This window comes from Streptomyces dangxiongensis (assembly GCF_003675325.1).
GTDB lineage: Bacteria > Actinomycetota > Actinomycetes > Streptomycetales > Streptomycetaceae > Streptomyces > Streptomyces dangxiongensis.
This window is the reverse complement of sequence record NZ_CP033073.1, coordinates 712,444-727,070: the sequence shown is the minus strand read 5'-3', so window position 1 is coordinate 727,070 and position 14,627 is coordinate 712,444. Positions and strand designations below refer to the sequence as shown.

The window sequence follows — 14,627 nt, the reverse complement described above, 5'->3', positions numbered from 1 at the left end:
CCCCGCCGACGTGGGGGAGCGGGGCGGTCAGGTCCAGCCGTAGCGCTCGTGCAGCCGTCGCCGGACGAGGTCGAACCGCGTCCGGTCCAGGGCGCACGCCTCCCGGCGCATGCCCTCCTCGTGCAGCCGCAGCACTCGGTCCACGGCCACCCACGAGTCCCGGCCCGACCGGTCCCACGGTCCGCCGCCGATCGGCACCCACTCCCGGTCACCGTCGTGCCGCTTGCTGGACAGCCGTACGGCGAGGACGGTGCCCGCCGCCTCCCGTGCCACGACCAGTACCGGGCGGTCCTTGCCCCGGCCGTCGTTCTCCTCGTACGGCACCCAGGTCCACACGATCTCACCGGGGTCCGGGTCGCCGTCGGGGGCCGGGGAGTACTCGGTGCGCACCCGGCCGACCTCGCACGGGTCCGCCTCGGTGGTGGCATGGGGGCCTTGCCGGCCGGGGACGTTCTCTTCGGTGGACGTACTCACGCGGGCACCTTAGTGGTCCGCTCCGCGGCTCTCCCGCGCGCACCTCGGTGGTCCGCTCCGCGGCAGGCGCCCGTCGCCTGCCGCGTCAGCCGCGTCACCGCGGTGCGGCGTCCGTGCCCGCAGCAGGTGCGCCGCCGATCGACATGCCGGGGCGCCGGCGGTGCACGGTCAGATACGTCAGGCCGTCCGCACCCGCGGCGACGGCGCGCGGCGCGCCGTGCGGCAGCCAGACGAGGGCGCCCTCGCCGAGCGGCTCCTCCTCGGCCGCGGGGCCCTTGCCGAGCACGCCGTCGCCGGCGACGACCAGGAGCAGTACGTCGAGCTGCGCCTCGGTGTGAAGGGTGATCCGCCCGCCCGGAGCGAGCCGGACCACGTTGGCGTCGAGCTGGCGTCCGCTCTCGGCCAGCTTCCACAACGCGCCGGCCGGCACCGGCGGTGCCTCGGCCAGCGCACGGGTGTCGCACAGGACATGCGGGTCCGCCGCCGTGCGGCCGGCCGGTGCGGTGTCCCTCGCGGACGGCGACGTCATGGAGTTCCCCTAGGGTCTCGCGTTCTCCTCTGCCCGCTGGGGGCCCCTCCCAGCCTACAATTAATACAAGTAGGGTTCGTGAAAAAGGGGCGGCAGACGGGAAGAGGTGTCCGGGCGTGAGCACGCGGGAAAGCCCACGGCGCCGGGAGGCACTGGACGTGCTGCGCGCCGCCCCCTCGCCGCTCGGCGTCGCGGAGACGGCCGAGCGGATGGGCCTGCATCCCAACACCGTCCGCTTCCATCTTGACGGTCTGGTGGCCGACGGCCTCGTCGAACGCCGTACGGAGGCACCGGTGGGGCCGGGCCGGCCCCGCACCGTCTACACCGCACGCCCCGGCATGGACCGCGGCGGCCCCCGCGACTACCGGCTCCTCGCCCGCATGCTGCTCAGCCGGTGGGCCGCCGCCGACCCGGCCGAGGCGCGGGCGGAGGCCATGGAGACGGGCCGCGCCTGGGGCCGCTCCCTGGTGGACCCGCTGCCGCCGCACGAGCCGCCGACGGCCGAGCGTTCGGTGGCCCGGTTGGTCGCCCTGCTGGACGGCCTGGGGTTCGCGCCCCGGGTGGAAGGGGGCGGCGAACCCGGCCGGCCGGCCCGGCGGATCCGCCTGCGGCACTGCCCCTTCCTCGAACTCGCCGAAGAGCGGAGCGACTTGGTGTGTCCGCTGCATCTGGGCCTGATGCAGGGCGCGTTGACGAGGCTGGGCGCACCGCTGACGGCCACCGCGCTGGAGCCGTTCGCCGAACCTGAGTCCTGCCTGGCCCATCTGACCCCGACAGCCCCGGTCTGAACCGACCGCCCTCATCCAGGCACCCGGCCCGGCCGGCGTCCGCGAGGTCCCGCAAGGTCACCCCTCCTCACCCGTCCGAACCCGCGGTCCCGGCGGTCCGGGCGGAGAAAGGCCCCTCACCGATGAACGCCACGTCCGCCGGCACCGCGAGCGCGGTCACCTTCGTGTGGCTCGGGATGGTGCTGGCGATCTCCTTCCTGGAAGCACCGCTGAAGTTCCGTGCCCCGGGTGTGACGATCCCCGTCGGCCTCGGCATAGGCCGGCTGGTGTTCCGCGCGCTGAACGCCGTCGAGGCGGTCCTCGCGGTCGTCGTCCTCGCCTCGGTCGCCGTGGGAGACGGTCCCACCGGGGTCGTCGTGCCGGCCGTGGCGGTGGCGGTGCTGCTCCTCGGCCAGGTGGCCGTCGTCCGGCCCCGCCTGAACCGCAGGTCCGACCGGGTCCTCGCCGGGGAGGAACTGCCCCGCTCACGCAGCCACCTGTGGTACGTGGCCCTGGAGGTCCTCAAGGCCGCGACCCTGGCCGTCCTGGGAGTCGCCCTGCTCACGGTGTGACCGTGGGACCGCGACACCCGACGCGGCGGCCGGGTCCGGGTGGAACCCGCGGTGGGACCCGCGGTGGGGAGGACCGGCGGGAGAGTCGGTGACCCCGGTGGCCCTCGCGGCAGGAACACCTGGCGCGGCCCCGCGGTGGGACAGCCGACGGGCCCCCGGCCGCGGGAGCCCTGTCGGGACGCGGCCGGGGTGCCTCGTGGATCCCGCGGCCGGGGTGCCCGGTGAGGGACCCGGCCGCACGGACCACCGCCGTATCAGCCCTCCTGCTCCACGGGCACCTTCTGCGAGGCCGGCGGCGCCACCCCGTTGTGCGAGGGTGAAACCCCGTTCACCGGCTGCCCGTTGTCTCCCGTCGAGGCGAGCAGCTTACGGGCGAGGCCCAGGCCCGTGCCGCCCATGGTGAGGGCCTTGGCGAACAACTCGCCCATGCCGTCGGCGCCGTTGAGCAGCACCATGTTGTCGACGTTGCCGAACGCGGAGGCGCCCGCCTGGACGATCTCCGGCCACTTCTCGGCGAGTTGCTGCGCGACGACCGCCTCCTGGTTCTCCGCGAGTGCCGCCGCCCGAGCCTTGATGGCCTCCGCCTCCGCCAGCCCCTGGGCCCGGATCGCCTCAGCGTCCGCCAGACCCTTCGCCTGCGCGGCGGCGGCCTCCGCCTCACCGGTGGCCCGGGTGGTGGCGGCGCTCGCCGCACCTCGGGTCTTGGTGGACTCGGCCTCGGCCGCCGCCGCCAGCTCGGTCTCCTTCGCCTTGGCCTGCGCCGCCGAGATGCGCGCGTCGCGGTCGGCCTCGGCCAGGGTCCGCTTCTCGTACGCCGTGGCGTCCGCCGGCTTGCGGACGTCCGCCTGGAGCTGCTGTTCCCGCCGGTTCGCCTCCAGTTCAGCGACCCGCGTCTCCTGGACGACGACCTCCTGCCGGGCCGCCGCCGCGGCGAGCGGGCCCGCCTGCTGGGCCTTCGCCGCGGCCTTGTCCCGTTCGGCCTGGTAGCCGGCCTGGAGGATCTCGCTGTCGCGGGTCGCCTCCGCCATCCGCGCCATCGACTGCTGCTCGGCCTCGGTGGCGAGCCGGTTCGCCTCGGCCTGCGCGATGCGCGCGTCCCGCTGCACGGCCGCCGCGTGCGGCATCGCCAGGTTCTGGATGTAACCGGTCGGATCCTCGATCTCGTGGATCTGCAACGAGTCCACGATCAGACCCAGCTTCTCCATCTCCGTACCGCAGGCCGCCCGGGTCTGCCCGGTCAGCTTCTCCCGGTCGCGGATCATGTCCTCGACCGTCAACCCGCCCACGATGGAACGCAGATGGCCGGCGAAGACGTTGTGCACCCGCTCCGCCATCAGCTTCTGCTGGTCCAGGAAGCGGCGGGCCGCGTTCGCGATCGACACGAAGTCGTCGCCCACCTTGAAGATGACCACACCCCGCACCTTCAGCGGGATGCCCTGGTGGGTCACGCAGTCCACGTGCAGCTCGGTCTCGTTCAGGTCCAGCGAGAGCTTGCGCACGGCCTGCACCCCGGGCACCACCATCGTGCCGCGCCCGGTGACGATGCGGAAGCCCATGCCCTCCTCGAGCCCCTCGGTGCGGTGCGTCGACCCGGAGATGACGAGTGCCTCGTTGGGTTCGGCGACCCGCCACATCATCTTGAACAGACCGATCAGGACGAGGACGGCACCCACGACCGCCCCCGCAACGACGCCGATCATCATCGGCATACGCCCCCTTTGCATGGTGCCCGTCCGGCACCGGTCGAAGGGAGTGTGCGCCCGCGCGGGGCCCCGGAGAAGACGCCGGCGAAACCTTGTCACAATCTTGATGCCCGACCCGCCGGCCGGGGGCTGAGCAGGCTCAACCGCCGTACGCGGCCGTGACGTAGACCGTTCTCGGCGGCAGGTGCTCCACCACCATCACCACCGTGCCCGGCGCGAGCCGGCTCGTGCCGTCGGCCGGGTGGGCGAGGAAGTGCTCCGCGCCGCCACGCACCCGCACGATCACCTCACCGACCAGACCGGGCCCGACCGTCCCCGTCACCCGACCCATCAGCCCGACCATCGACGCGTCACCCATGGCCCCAGCGTACGGACGGCGGCGCGGTCACACGGCCGGCCGGTCCGCGTCCGCCCGCTGCGGCGGCCACCGCTCGTGCCAGCGCAGCTCCGCCTCCAACTGGGCGGCCAGCGCGATCAGAAGGGGTTCGCTGTGTGCCGGGCCGAGCAGTTGCGCGCCCACCGGAAGTCCGGGTCCCGCGAGGCCGGCGGGCACGTTCACGCCCGGCCAGCCCAGCACGTTCCACGGCCAGGCGTAGGGGCAGGCGGCGATCATCGCGCGGTCGGTGGCCAGCCCGCCGAGCCCGGCCAGGGCGCCGATCCGGGGGCGGGGGAGCGGCCGTCGTCGGCGTGAGGATCACGTCGTACGACCGGAAGAACCCGCCGATCCGCCGGTGCAGTACCCCCTCGGCGCGCCGGGCCACTCGGAGCGGCGCCCCGGCGAGCAGCCGCCCGAGCCGGGCCGTGCCCCGGGTGCGCGGGTCGAGCAGCGCGGGGTCGGGGGCCTCGCGGACCCGCTCGGCGATCCCGGCGGTGGCCCGCGGCAGGAACGTCAGTCCGATCTGCCCGTACGGCGGGTCGGCCTCCTCGACGTCGTGTCCCAAGTCCGCGAGTTCCTCGGCCAGTTCCAGGACCCGGGGCGCGGATCTGCGGGTGCAGCCGGGCCGGTACGGCGGTGAACGGCGGCTTCAGGGAGAGGGCGATGCGCAGCCGGCCGGGGTCCCGGCCGGCCGCGTCCGCCACGGTCAGCGCGGGTGGCCGGTGCGGGTCCCGGTCGTGGTTGCCGCTCGCCGCGTCCAGCAGCAGGGCCGCGTCGGCGACCGTCCGGGCGAGGGTGCCGTTCACCGTGATGCCGTGGAAGGACTCACCGCGCGGCCAGGTCGAGATACGGCCGCGCTGCGGCTTGATGCCGATCAGGTGGGTCCAGGAGGCCGGGATCCGCACCGAGCCCGCGCCGTCGGAGCCCAGCGCGGCCGGGACCAGCCCCGCGGCCACCGCGGCGGCCGAACCGCCGGAGGACCCGCCGGGCGTGTGCCCGGGGTGCCAGGGGTTGCGGGTGTCGCCGAACGCCGGGCCCTCGGTGAACGGCCATTGCCCCAGCTCACACGTGTTTGTCTTGCCGACGATCACAGCGCCGGCCGCGCGTAGTCGTCGTACCGCCTCTGCGTCCGCCGCCGCCGGCGGGAAATCGCCGCGACAGCCGAACGCGGTCGGCTCGCCGGCCACGTCCATGTCGTCCTTCACCGCCACCGGCACACCGAGCAGCGGACGCCGCGCTCCGGCCGCCAGCTCCCGGTCGGCGGCGTCCGCCTCGGCGAGGGCGGCCTCGGCGCGCACGATCCGGAAGGCGTTCAGCGACGGCTGGGCGGCCTCGATCCGGGCCAGGGTCCGCTCCACCAGCGCGCGGGAGGACACCTCCCCGGCGGCGAGGGCGCGTCGGGTGTCCGCGAGACCCGCGGCGCGGTCGGGCGTCATGGGGGCACACCTCCGGGAGGCTCCGGGCACGATGTCTACCGCACGGTAACGTCGAATCGGGGACGGGCGTACGGATTTCGCGCCGAGTCGCACCACGAATGCCCCGCGGCCCGCGCCCACCACCCCGGGCGGCCCGAATTTCCGGCTCGGGGCGGTCACGGCGATACTTGAACGCTACAGTTTCCCGTGCCTGGAGGCGGTGGCGTCCGGCTGAGCACCGGCCCGGCGGGCGACTCTCCAGGGCGGTCGACGGCCCGCGGGCGCGAATCGTCGGCTCAGGCCGCCAGCAGGCGCCGCAGCCATCCGATCCGGGCCGCGCGGGCCGCCCGGGACAGGGCGGCCTCGGGGGCCAGGGCGTCGAAGCCGTGGCAGCCGCCCGGCCAGACGTGGAGTTCGGCCACGCCGCCGGCCTGCCAGATCCGGGACGCGTAGGCGACCACCTCGTCCCGGAAGGTCTCCGCCGAGCCCACGTCGAGAAAGGCCGGCGGGAGCCCGGAGAGGTCGGCGGCGCGGGCCGGGGCGGCGTACGGGGAGACGTCCGGGCCACCGCGCCGGTCGCCCAGCAGCGCCGTCCAGGCGGTGTCGTTGGCGCTACGGTCCCAGACGCCCAGGCCGGCCATCTGACGGCCGGACCCGCTGTCGTTGCGGTCGTCCAGCATCGGGCCCATCAGTAGCTGGCCGAGCGGGCGCGGACCCTGCCGGTCCCGGGTGAGCAGGGCGAGCGCCGCGGTCAGGCCGCCGCCCGCGCTGGCGCCCGCCACGACGATCCGGTCCGGGTCACCGCCGATCTCCTTCGCGTGCCGCGCGATCCACAGCAGCCCGGCGTACACGTCCTCGACCGGCGCGGGGTGCGGGTGTTCGGGCGCGAGCCGGTACTCCACCGACACGACCACCGCGCCGAGTTCGTCCGCCCACGCCAGGGCTTCGGTCACACCGGCCCGGTTGGAGCCGGCCACCAGGCCGCCGCCGTGCACGTGGTAGACCACCGGCAGGGCCGCCGTGGCGGGGGAGGACGCGGGACGGCACACGAGGAGGGAGATGTCGGGGGCGCCCGCGGGGCCGGGCACCGTACGGTCCTCCGTCTCGAAGGCGCCGTCCAGGGTGGGGTCGACCAGCTCGACGGCCGCGCTCTGCCGGGCGCCGTCGAGGTCGTCCAGGGTGAAACCGGGCGACAGCACGTCCCCGTACCGCTCCAGCACGGCGGCGAGTTCCGGGTCGAACGGCGGCGGAACCAGGGGCATGCCTTTTCCTCCCGTGAGACGTCCGGCGTCCGGTGGTCCGGTGCGGCGACGCGTGTGCGGTCGTACGCCGGCTCCCGGCACCCCTGGCGCGGGGTGCGGTGGGCCGGCCGGCGTACGCGGTCACGACCCGCCTACCCCGCCGTGGCCGGGTCACTTGCGTCACAGGCCCCCCACCGTGCCGGGCGGGGACGGCGAAGGGCCGGAGCCGTGTGCCGGCTCCGGCCCTCTCGCGGGTCGTACGGTCAGGCCGCGGCGGCCTCGCCCACGTTGCTGTGCAGACGGGCCACGACCTCGGTCAACTGGGCGGCGACCTCGGCGTCGTCGGCCGGGTGGGTCGCGGCGAAGCGGGTCACGGAGCCCGGGATGGAGAGCTTGATGTCCTCGATCACCTTGCCGCCGGCGATGCCCACGGCCTTGCGGGTGTCGTCCTGCGCCCACACACCGCCGTACTGGCCGAAGGCGGTGCCGATCACGGCGACGGGCTTGCCGCCGAAGGCGCCGGCGCCGTAGGGGCGGGACAGCCAGTCGATGGCGTTCTTCAGGACGGCCGGAATGGTGCCGTTGTACTCGGGGGAGAAGAACAGGAAGGCGTCGGCGGCCTGAGCGGCCTCGCGGAGCTTCGCGGCGGCGGCCGGGACGTCGCCCTCGACGTCGATGTCCTCGTTGTAGAAGGGGACGTCGGCCAGGCCCTCGTACAGCTCGACCTCCGCGCCCTCGGGCGCGAGCTTGGCGGCCGCCTCGGCGAGCTGGCGGTTGTGCGAACCGGCGCGCAGGCTGCCGACGAGTGCGAGGATGCGAACGGACATGAGAACTCCAAGAGGCTGAAACGTCGCTGTCACGATCCGGACCAAGGTCCGGTTATGTTTCTATCACCCTAAGCGGACCGCGGTCCAGTTTTCTTCCCGATGCTTTACGCTGTCTTCATGTCCCGCGCGCTGCCGCCCTTCCCGAACCCCCAGGAGCCCCTCGGCGAACCCAGGCTGCTGGAGGTCGGCACGGCTCCCGACGAGCCGTGCCTGCGCGCCGACGCCGCCCGCAACCGGGCCCGGCTGCTGGAGGCCGCCGCCCGGCTGATCGCCGAGCACGGCGTCGCCGGGGTCACGATGGAGGCCGTCGCCACCGCGGCCCAGGTCGGCAAGGGCACCGTCTTCCGGCGCTTCGGCGACCGCACCGGACTGCTCATGGCCCTGCTCGACCACTCCGCCAGGCGGCTGCAGGCCGACTTCGTGGGCGGCCCGCCGCCGCTCGGACCCGGCGCCCCGCCCCTGGAGCGGCTGCGGGCGTTCGGCGTGGCGGTGCTGTACCGCTCGGCCGAGCAGTTGGACCTGCACCTGGCCGCCCAGGCCGAGCCGGCCCGCCGGTTCGCCCACCCCGCGGTCGAGGCACTGCGCGTCCACGTCACGATGCTGCTCCGGCAGATCGTGCCGGACGGCGACTGCGACCTGCTCGCCCAGACGCTGATGGCCTCACTGGACCCGGCGCTGATCCACCACCTGACCCGGCAGTGCGGCATGCCGATGGAACGCCTGGAGGCAGGCTGGACCGACCTGGTCGCCCGGGTGACCCGCACCGGGCCGTAACGCTAGGCCGCACCACCGAAGGGAGCCACCCCGAAGGAGGTGGCGGGTGCGGGGGAGAGGCCCGGCGTCGCGGCGGACGTCCGTCCGCGTCCGGTGCGAACCACGCCGTACCGGCGCCGAATTCGTCGAACGGTGAACCACCTCGACCCGGCTGACCCGGGCGTCCGGCGCTCTGCCAGGATGCCGTCGTCATGGTGCAGATACCGAACACGCCCACGAGTGCCGATGTGGCCCGCCTGGCAGGCGTCTCCCGCGCGACCGTCTCCTACGTCCTCAACAACACCGGCGCGGTACGCATCAGCGAGCCGACGCGCCTCCGCGTGCGCGAGGCCGCCCGCGAACTGGGATACGTACCGCACGCCGCCGCCCGCAGCCTGCGCGCCGGCCACAGCCGCATGGTCCTCATGCCCGCCCCGGCCATCCCGGCCGGGCCCCTCTACAGCGCGTTCCTCAACGAACTCCAGTGGGCGCTCGGCCGCCTGGACTACACCGTCGTGCAGTACGGCAGCGTCGGCCTCCAGGGCGACGAAGCAGCCCGCGCCTGGGCGGAGCTGCGGCCGGTCGCCGTCCTGGTGCCCGGTACCGGCCTCGGCCCGCAGGGCGTCGCCGTCCTCAAACGGTCCGGAGCCCGTGCCGTCGTCACCCTCGGCCCCACGCGCGTCGACGGCGCGCACGCCCTGCTCATGGACCACGACGCCGTCGGCCACTGCGCCGCGACCCACCTCTACGCCCGCGGCCGGCGCCGGATCGGCGTGGTCGTACCCGAGGAGTCCGGGCTTCAGGCGTACTCGCGGCCCCGGCTCGCGGGGGCCCGCCAGGCACTGCGCGGCACGGCCGCCACCGTGACCGAGCTGCCGCTCGCCCACACCGAGGAGGCCGCCGCCGAACTCGCCGCACGCTGGACCGGGTCGGGCCTGGACGCGGTGTTCGCCTACAACGACGAGTACGCGATGCTCCTGATGCGCGCGTTGCAGGACGAGGGCATCCGCATCCCGGAGGACGTGGCCGTGATCGGCGCCGACGACCTGATGCTGGGCCGGCTGCTGCGACCGCGCCTCAGCACGGTCCACATCGAGCTGCCCTCGGGCCGCGACCTCGCCGAGCTGGTCGACCGCGCCGTGCGCGATCCCGGCGGCGAGCCCGACGTGCACACCGTGCTGGGGGCCTCGGTGGTGCGGCGCGAGTCGAGCTGACCCGGTACCGAGGCCCCCAGCACGGGCTACTTCTGCGTCTCGCCCTGCTGGGCGGCGATGCTCTTGCGGACCTCGTCCATGTCGAGGCCGCGGGCCTGCCCGATGAGGTCCGTGAGGACCGGTGCGGGCAGGGCGCCCGGCTGGGAGAAGACCGCCACCTGGTCGCGGACGATCATCAGCGTCGGGATCGACTGGATGTCGAAGGCCGCGGCCAGCTCGGGCTGCGCCTCGGTGTCCACCTTGCCGAACACCAGATCGGGATTCTCCGCCGCCGCCTTCTCGTAGACGGGCGCGAACTGCCGGCACGGGGGGCACCAGGGCGCCCAGAAGTCGATGAGAACGAACGCGTTCTCGCTCATCGTCTGGTCGAAGTTCTCCTTGGTGAGCTCCACGGTGCTGCTCATGGCGTGATTCCCTCTTCCGGGTGTAGGGGTGTGCCGACGGCGGAAACACGGCCGCCGGTCCGCCTATTCCACGCGTGCACGCCTGTGTTCCGCGCGCGTACCCCTGTGGCCGCGGCGCACCCCACCCACCACACTGGCCCCATGACGGAAACGGAATCCATCGCTTACGACGTCGTGGTGCTGGGCGGCGGCCCCGTGGGCGAGAACGTCGCCGACCGCACCCGCGCGGCCGGGCTCAGCACCGCGGTCGTGGAGAGCGAACTGCTCGGCGGCGAGTGCTCCTACTGGGCGTGCATGCCCAGCAAGGCCCTGCTCAGGCCGGTCATCGCCCAGGCCGACGCCCGCCGCCTGCCCGGGCTCGGCCAGGCCGTGCGGGGCCCGCTCGACACTCCGGCCGTGCTGGCCCGCCGGGACGAGTACACCTCCCACTGGAAGGACGACGGCCAGGTCGCCTGGCTGGAGGGCACGGGCGCCGACCTGTACCGCGGCCACGGCCGCCTGGCCGGAGCCCGTACCGTCACCGTCACCGGACCCGACGGCACGGTCACCACCCTCACCGCCCGGCACGCCGTCGCCGTGTGCACCGGGACCCGCGCCCGGCTGCCCGACCTGCCGGGACTCGCCGAGGTCGAGCCGTGGACCAGCCGCGAGGCCACCAGCGCCGAGGCGGCACCCGGCCGGCTGATCGTCGTCGGCGGCGGTGTCGTCGCCACCGAGATGGCCACCGCCTGGCAGGCCCTCGGCTCGCGGGTCACCCTGCTGGTCCGGGGCAAGGGCCTGCTGCCCCGGATGGAGCCCTTCGCCGGTGAGCTGGTCGCCGACGCGCTCGCCGAGGCGGGCGTCGACATCCGCACCGGTACCAGCGTCGAGTCCGTCACCCGCGAGAACGGCACCGTCGTCGCCGTCACCTCCGAGGGCGACCGCGTCGAGGCCGACGAGATCCTCTTCGCCACCGGCCGCGTCCCGGGGACCGACGACCTCGGCCTGGACAGCGTCGGCCTGGAACCCGGCTCCTGGCTGGACGTCGACGACAGCCTGCGGGTCACCGGCACCGACTGGCTGTACGCGGTCGGTGACGTCAACCACCGCGCCCTCCTCACCCACCAGGGCAAGTACCAGGCGCGGGTCGCGGGCGCCGCCATCGCCGCCCGCGCCGCCGGCAGCCCCCTCCTGGACGAGCCCTGGGGGGGCGCACGCGGCCACCGCCGACCACGACGCCGTACCCCAGGTCGTCTTCACCGACCCCGAGGCCGCCGCGGTCGGCCTCTCCCTCGCCGAGGCGGAACAGGCCGGCCACCGCGTCCGCGCCGTCGACGTCGCGTTCTCCTCCGTCGCCGGGGCGGGCCTGTACGGCGAGGGTTACAAGGGCCGCGCCCGCATGGTCGTGGACCTGGAGGACGAGATCCTGCGCGGGAGTCACCTTCGTCGGCCCCGGCGTCGGTGAACTCATCCACTCGGCCACCGTCGCGGTCGCGGGCCGCGTCCCGCTCGGCCGGCTGTGGCACGCGGTCCCGTCCTACCCGACGCTCAGCGAGGTGTGGCTGCGGCTGCTCGAGGCGTACCGGGACAACTGAGCGGCGGGCTGGGGCAGCCGGAGGCCGAGGCCCCGGCGACGGCTACGGCAGCCGGAAGCCGAGGGCCGCGGCGGCGGCCGAGGGCGACGGCTGTGCCCACCGGGCCGCCACCGCCTCATCGGTCGACAGGGACCGTGGTTCGGCGCGGTCCAGGTACAGCGTGCCGTCGAGATGGTCCGTCTCGTGCTGGACGATCCGGGCGGGCCAGCCGGTGAACACCTCGTCCAAGGCGCGGCCCCGCTCGTCCTCGCCGCGCAGCCGGACCTCGGTGTGCCGGGCGACCACCGCCTGCCAGCCCGGCACGCTCAGGCAGCCCTCGAAGAAGGCGGCCCGCGCGGGGCCGGCCGGCTCGTACACCGGGTTGACCAGGACCCGGAACGGCTGCGGCACCCGGCCCCGGACCACGGCGACCTCCTCGGTCACCGGCGCCGGATCCTCGATCACCGCGATCCGCAGCGGTACGCCGACCTGCGGCGCGGCCAGTCCCACACCGGGCGCCGCGTGCATGGTGGCGCGCAGGGCCTCGACGAACCGGGCCAGCAGGGCGGGACCGAGCTGGCCGTCGTACGGCTCGGTGCCGCGGCGCAGCACCGGCTGTCCGGCCGCGACGATGGGCAGGGGGCCGCCGGCGGCGAGGAGTTCTTCGACCCGCTCGGCGAGGGGCGCGTGTTCACGGGGAGCTGCCATCGCGTCAGGATGCCATGCCCGTGCACCGCTCCCCGCGGCACACGCCACCGCCCGACCCGGCCGGCCCGCCTCCTTCCGGACCGGGCTGCTGGGTTCCGCCTCCGGTTGCCCGGGGGCCCGGTCCCTGCCGGATCGGGCTGGCCGGGCTCGGTCACCGGTCGGCGGTCCCTGCCGGATCGGGCTGGCCGGGCTCCGTCTCCGGTCGTCCGGGGCCGGTCGGCTCACCGCTGCGGGAAGTCGCCCGCGAGCGCCGAGGCGAGCCGCAGGTGCCGGTCCGCCTCCTCGTGCCGGCCCTGCCGCTGCAGCGTGCGGCCGAGCATCAGCCGGGCGTAGTGCTCCACCGGGTCCCGCTCCACGACGGCCCGCAACTCCTCCTCCGCACGCCGTAGCTGGGCCGAGTGGTAGTAGGCGCGGGCCAGCAGCAGCCGGGGCCCGGTCTGCTCCGGCGCCTCCTCGACCAGCCCGGCCAGCACCCGCGCCGCGCCCGCGTAGTCCCTGGCGGCGAAGAACAGCCGCGCGCTCCCAGCGGTCGGCGGCGGTGCCGTGGTCGTAGTACGTGGTCTCCACTTGCGTCTCCACTTCTGACCTCCTCGTCGCGGCGATAACGGAGCGCAGTCGTTTAATATTCCACTACTTCGACGGGGTGGCCGGAACGCGGCCGTGGCATCACGCGGCGCTCGGGGCGCCAGGTGGCGATGAGGGCCGCCGCCAGGAGCAGTTCGGCGATGTCACCGCCGTAGTACATGATCATCGCGCCACCCTGGACCTGGGGGACGGGAGCGCGGACGTCCACCCAGAAACCGCCGTACATCAACTGCGCCACGACCGCGTGCACCGCGATGGCGCACCCCAGGTACACCAGCCGGGTGCGCACACCGGGGCGGGCCGGTGCCGGGTCGGGGCCGGCGACGGCGTACGCGAACAGGCACCCCGACAGCAGGAAGTGGGCGTGCAGCAGCCAGTGTCCGGCCGGGTGGGCCGAGGCGGTGCCGTAGAGCGGGGTGAAGTACAGGACCACGAGGCTGCCCGTGGACAGCAGCAGACCGGTCGCCGGATGGGCGAGCAGGCGGGCCGGCCCGCTGTGCAGGAACGCGGTGAGACGGCGGGCGCGCGGTGCCGGCAGGGCGCGCAGCAGGAGCGTGACCGGCGCGCCGAGCACCAGGGCGAGCGGCGCGTACATGCCGATGAGCATGTGCTGGGCCATGTGGCCGCGGAAGTCACGGTGGGCGAGGCCGGCGACGGGCGGCAGCAGCGCCGCCGCCACCAGTACCAGACCGGTGCCGAAAGCGGCGGTACGCCAGGGACTCCAGCCCCGCACCGGGTTGCGGCGGCGTACCCGGTGCGCCAGCAGCAGATATCCGCCTGCGCACACCAGCAGGGCCAGCGCGGGCAGGACGGACTCCAGCGGGCCACCGCCCTCATGGTGATGCGGGTGGAGGATGCCGTGGTGCGCGTGGAGGGTGCCGTGGTCCATCAGACGGGGCGGTCCGCTCGGCCGGCGTGGGGGGCCGCCGGATCGACGGGCCGTCCACCGCGTCGCAGCAGCCAGCCGCCGGCCAGCAGCAGCGCGCCGAGGACCAGGAAGCCGACGTCCCACCAGACCTGGTACGGGCCGCCGTGGACGTGGTGGATTCCCAGGATCTGGTGATCCAGGATGCCCTCGACCAGGTTGAACAGGCCCCAGCCGGCCAGGATCCAGCCCCACAGCACCCGTGAGGCCCACACCTGGCGCCGGCCGGTGGTCACCCGGGCGTACAGGACCGCGAGACCGCTGAGGACGGCGAGCCAGCACACGGTGTGGAAGACGCCGTCCCACACCGTGTTCATCCGCAGCCCGGAGACGGTGTCGGGGTCGTAGTACCTGACTCCGATGTGATCGTGATCGGTGCTGGTGAGCATGTGGTGCCATTGCAGGAGCTGGTGCAGCAGAATGCCGTCGACGAATCCGCCGAGCCCCACCCCCAGCAGTGTTCCCGGCAGTTGAAGACCGGGCGGCGCGGTCTCGGTTCTGCTCTCGCGCACGGTGGTCGCCATCGCTCCTCGTCTCGGTCGGTTTCCGGGTCCGGTTCCCCGGGGGTCGGTTCCCCGTAT

14 protein-coding genes and 3 pseudogenes are annotated in these 14,627 nt (G+C 74.5%); 5 read left to right on the top strand and 12 right to left on the bottom strand.

Translation table 11 applies throughout. The annotated features are described in order from the left end of the window. Positions 1-27: 27 nt before the first annotated feature. Both D9753_RS03455 and D9753_RS03450 read right to left on the bottom strand, forming a co-directional pair. Positions 28-474, bottom strand: a complete 447-nt coding sequence (locus tag D9753_RS03455; protein WP_121785659.1) for a type II toxin-antitoxin system PemK/MazF family toxin — start codon at positions 472-474, stop codon at positions 28-30. 94 nt (positions 475-568) lie between these two features. Then, positions 569-1,003, bottom strand: a complete 435-nt coding sequence (locus D9753_RS03450) for a cupin domain-containing protein (RefSeq protein WP_121785658.1) — start codon at positions 1,001-1,003, stop codon at positions 569-571. Between the two features lie 116 nt (positions 1,004-1,119). Here D9753_RS03450 and D9753_RS03445 point away from each other — a divergent pair, with 116 nt between their 5' ends. Then, positions 1,120-1,791, top strand: a complete 672-nt coding sequence (locus D9753_RS03445) for a helix-turn-helix transcriptional regulator (protein WP_121785657.1) — start codon at positions 1,120-1,122, stop codon at positions 1,789-1,791. A gap of 122 nt (positions 1,792-1,913) precedes the next feature. Continuing rightward, on the top strand, positions 1,914-2,342 hold the full coding sequence (locus D9753_RS03440; RefSeq protein ID WP_121785656.1) for a hypothetical protein: 429 nt from the start codon (positions 1,914-1,916) through the stop codon (positions 2,340-2,342). Between the two features lie 254 nt (positions 2,343-2,596). On the opposite strand, the gene D9753_RS03435 is transcribed toward D9753_RS03440, so the two are convergent. From D9753_RS03435 to D9753_RS03415, 5 genes and pseudogenes are all read right to left on the bottom strand, one after another. Further along, on the bottom strand, positions 2,597-4,051 hold the full coding sequence (locus D9753_RS03435) for an SPFH domain-containing protein (protein WP_121785655.1): 1,455 nt from the start codon (positions 4,049-4,051) through the stop codon (positions 2,597-2,599). 133 nt (positions 4,052-4,184) lie between these two features. Further along, positions 4,185-4,403 carry a hypothetical protein gene (locus D9753_RS03430; protein ID WP_121785654.1) on the bottom strand — a complete coding sequence of 73 codons (219 nt, stop codon included), beginning with the start codon at positions 4,401-4,403 and terminating at the stop codon, positions 4,185-4,187. A gap of 27 nt (positions 4,404-4,430) precedes the next feature. Beyond that, positions 4,431-5,857 (bottom strand): annotated as a pseudogene (locus D9753_RS03425) (amidase). 275 nt (positions 5,858-6,132) lie between these two features. Further along, the gene (locus D9753_RS03420) at positions 6,133-7,098 is read right to left on the bottom strand and encodes an alpha/beta hydrolase (RefSeq protein WP_121785653.1); all 966 of its coding nucleotides are present in this window, start codon (positions 7,096-7,098) and stop codon (positions 6,133-6,135) included. Between the two features lie 242 nt (positions 7,099-7,340). Continuing rightward, the gene (locus D9753_RS03415) at positions 7,341-7,904 is read right to left on the bottom strand and encodes an NAD(P)H-dependent oxidoreductase (RefSeq protein WP_121785652.1); all 564 of its coding nucleotides are present in this window, start codon (positions 7,902-7,904) and stop codon (positions 7,341-7,343) included. Between the two features lie 99 nt (positions 7,905-8,003). On the opposite strand from D9753_RS03415, the gene D9753_RS03410 reads away from it, so the two are divergent. Both D9753_RS03410 and D9753_RS03405 read left to right on the top strand, forming a co-directional pair. After that, entirely contained in the window at positions 8,004-8,678 is a 675-nt protein-coding gene (locus D9753_RS03410) for a TetR/AcrR family transcriptional regulator (RefSeq protein WP_205614044.1), read from the top strand. Between the two features lie 191 nt (positions 8,679-8,869). Further along, positions 8,870-9,871: a LacI family DNA-binding transcriptional regulator gene (locus tag D9753_RS03405; RefSeq protein ID WP_121785651.1), complete on the top strand. Its 1,002-nt coding sequence runs from the start codon at positions 8,870-8,872 to the stop codon at positions 9,869-9,871. A 26-nt stretch (positions 9,872-9,897) separates the two neighbouring features. Here the strand turns inward: D9753_RS03405 and D9753_RS03400 are convergent, their stop codons facing one another. Then, on the bottom strand, positions 9,898-10,275 hold the full coding sequence (locus D9753_RS03400; RefSeq protein WP_121785650.1) for a thioredoxin family protein: 378 nt from the start codon (positions 10,273-10,275) through the stop codon (positions 9,898-9,900). A 141-nt stretch (positions 10,276-10,416) separates the two neighbouring features. On the opposite strand from D9753_RS03400, the pseudogene D9753_RS03395 reads away from it, so the two are divergent. Continuing rightward, positions 10,417-11,849: pseudogene (locus D9753_RS03395) on the top strand (dihydrolipoyl dehydrogenase family protein). A gap of 42 nt (positions 11,850-11,891) precedes the next feature. Here the strand turns inward: D9753_RS03395 and D9753_RS03390 are convergent. The 4 genes and pseudogenes from D9753_RS03390 to D9753_RS03375 form a co-directional block, all read right to left on the bottom strand. Continuing rightward, positions 11,892-12,536, bottom strand: a complete 645-nt coding sequence (locus D9753_RS03390; protein WP_121785649.1) for a peptide deformylase — start codon at positions 12,534-12,536, stop codon at positions 11,892-11,894. A 221-nt stretch (positions 12,537-12,757) separates the two neighbouring features. Then, positions 12,758-13,103, bottom strand: a pseudogene (locus D9753_RS03385) (tetratricopeptide repeat protein). 52 nt (positions 13,104-13,155) lie between these two features. After that, a complete protein-coding gene (locus tag D9753_RS03380; RefSeq protein ID WP_121785648.1) occupies positions 13,156-14,010 on the bottom strand; it encodes a cytochrome c oxidase assembly protein in 855 nt (284 codons plus the stop codon). Further along, positions 14,010-14,570 (bottom strand): DUF2243 domain-containing protein, encoded by a 561-nt coding sequence (locus D9753_RS03375; protein ID WP_121785647.1) that lies wholly within the window; start codon positions 14,568-14,570, stop codon positions 14,010-14,012. The genes D9753_RS03380 and D9753_RS03375 overlap by 1 nt, the downstream gene beginning before the upstream one ends. Positions 14,571-14,627 lie beyond the last annotated feature (57 nt).

What these genes read in the sequence shown, in the direction of transcription:
- D9753_RS03450 (WP_121785658.1), bottom strand. Translation starts at nt 1,003, where the DNA reads ATGACGTCGCCGTCCGCGAGGGACACCGCACCGGCCGGCCGCACGGCG.
- D9753_RS03390 (WP_121785649.1), bottom strand. Translation starts at nt 12,536, where the DNA reads ATGGCAGCTCCCCGTGAACACGCGCCCCTCGCCGAGCGGGTCGAAGAA.
- D9753_RS03415 (WP_121785652.1), bottom strand. Translation starts at nt 7,904, where the DNA reads ATGTCCGTTCGCATCCTCGCACTCGTCGGCAGCCTGCGCGCCGGTTCG.
- D9753_RS03440 (WP_121785656.1), top strand. Translation starts at nt 1,914, where the DNA reads ATGAACGCCACGTCCGCCGGCACCGCGAGCGCGGTCACCTTCGTGTGG.
- D9753_RS03400 (WP_121785650.1), bottom strand. Translation starts at nt 10,275, where the DNA reads ATGAGCAGCACCGTGGAGCTCACCAAGGAGAACTTCGACCAGACGATG.
- D9753_RS03380 (WP_121785648.1), bottom strand. Translation starts at nt 14,010, where the DNA reads ATGGACCACGGCACCCTCCACGCGCACCACGGCATCCTCCACCCGCAT.
- D9753_RS03420 (WP_121785653.1), bottom strand. Translation starts at nt 7,098, where the DNA reads ATGCCCCTGGTTCCGCCGCCGTTCGACCCGGAACTCGCCGCCGTGCTG.
- D9753_RS03375 (WP_121785647.1), bottom strand. Translation starts at nt 14,570, where the DNA reads ATGGCGACCACCGTGCGCGAGAGCAGAACCGAGACCGCGCCGCCCGGT.
- D9753_RS03430 (WP_121785654.1), bottom strand. Translation starts at nt 4,403, where the DNA reads ATGGGTGACGCGTCGATGGTCGGGCTGATGGGTCGGGTGACGGGGACG.
- D9753_RS03405 (WP_121785651.1), top strand. Translation starts at nt 8,870, where the DNA reads ATGGTGCAGATACCGAACACGCCCACGAGTGCCGATGTGGCCCGCCTG.
- D9753_RS03410 (WP_205614044.1), top strand. Translation starts at nt 8,004, where the DNA reads ATGCTTTACGCTGTCTTCATGTCCCGCGCGCTGCCGCCCTTCCCGAAC.
- D9753_RS03435 (WP_121785655.1), bottom strand. Translation starts at nt 4,051, where the DNA reads ATGCCGATGATGATCGGCGTCGTTGCGGGGGCGGTCGTGGGTGCCGTC.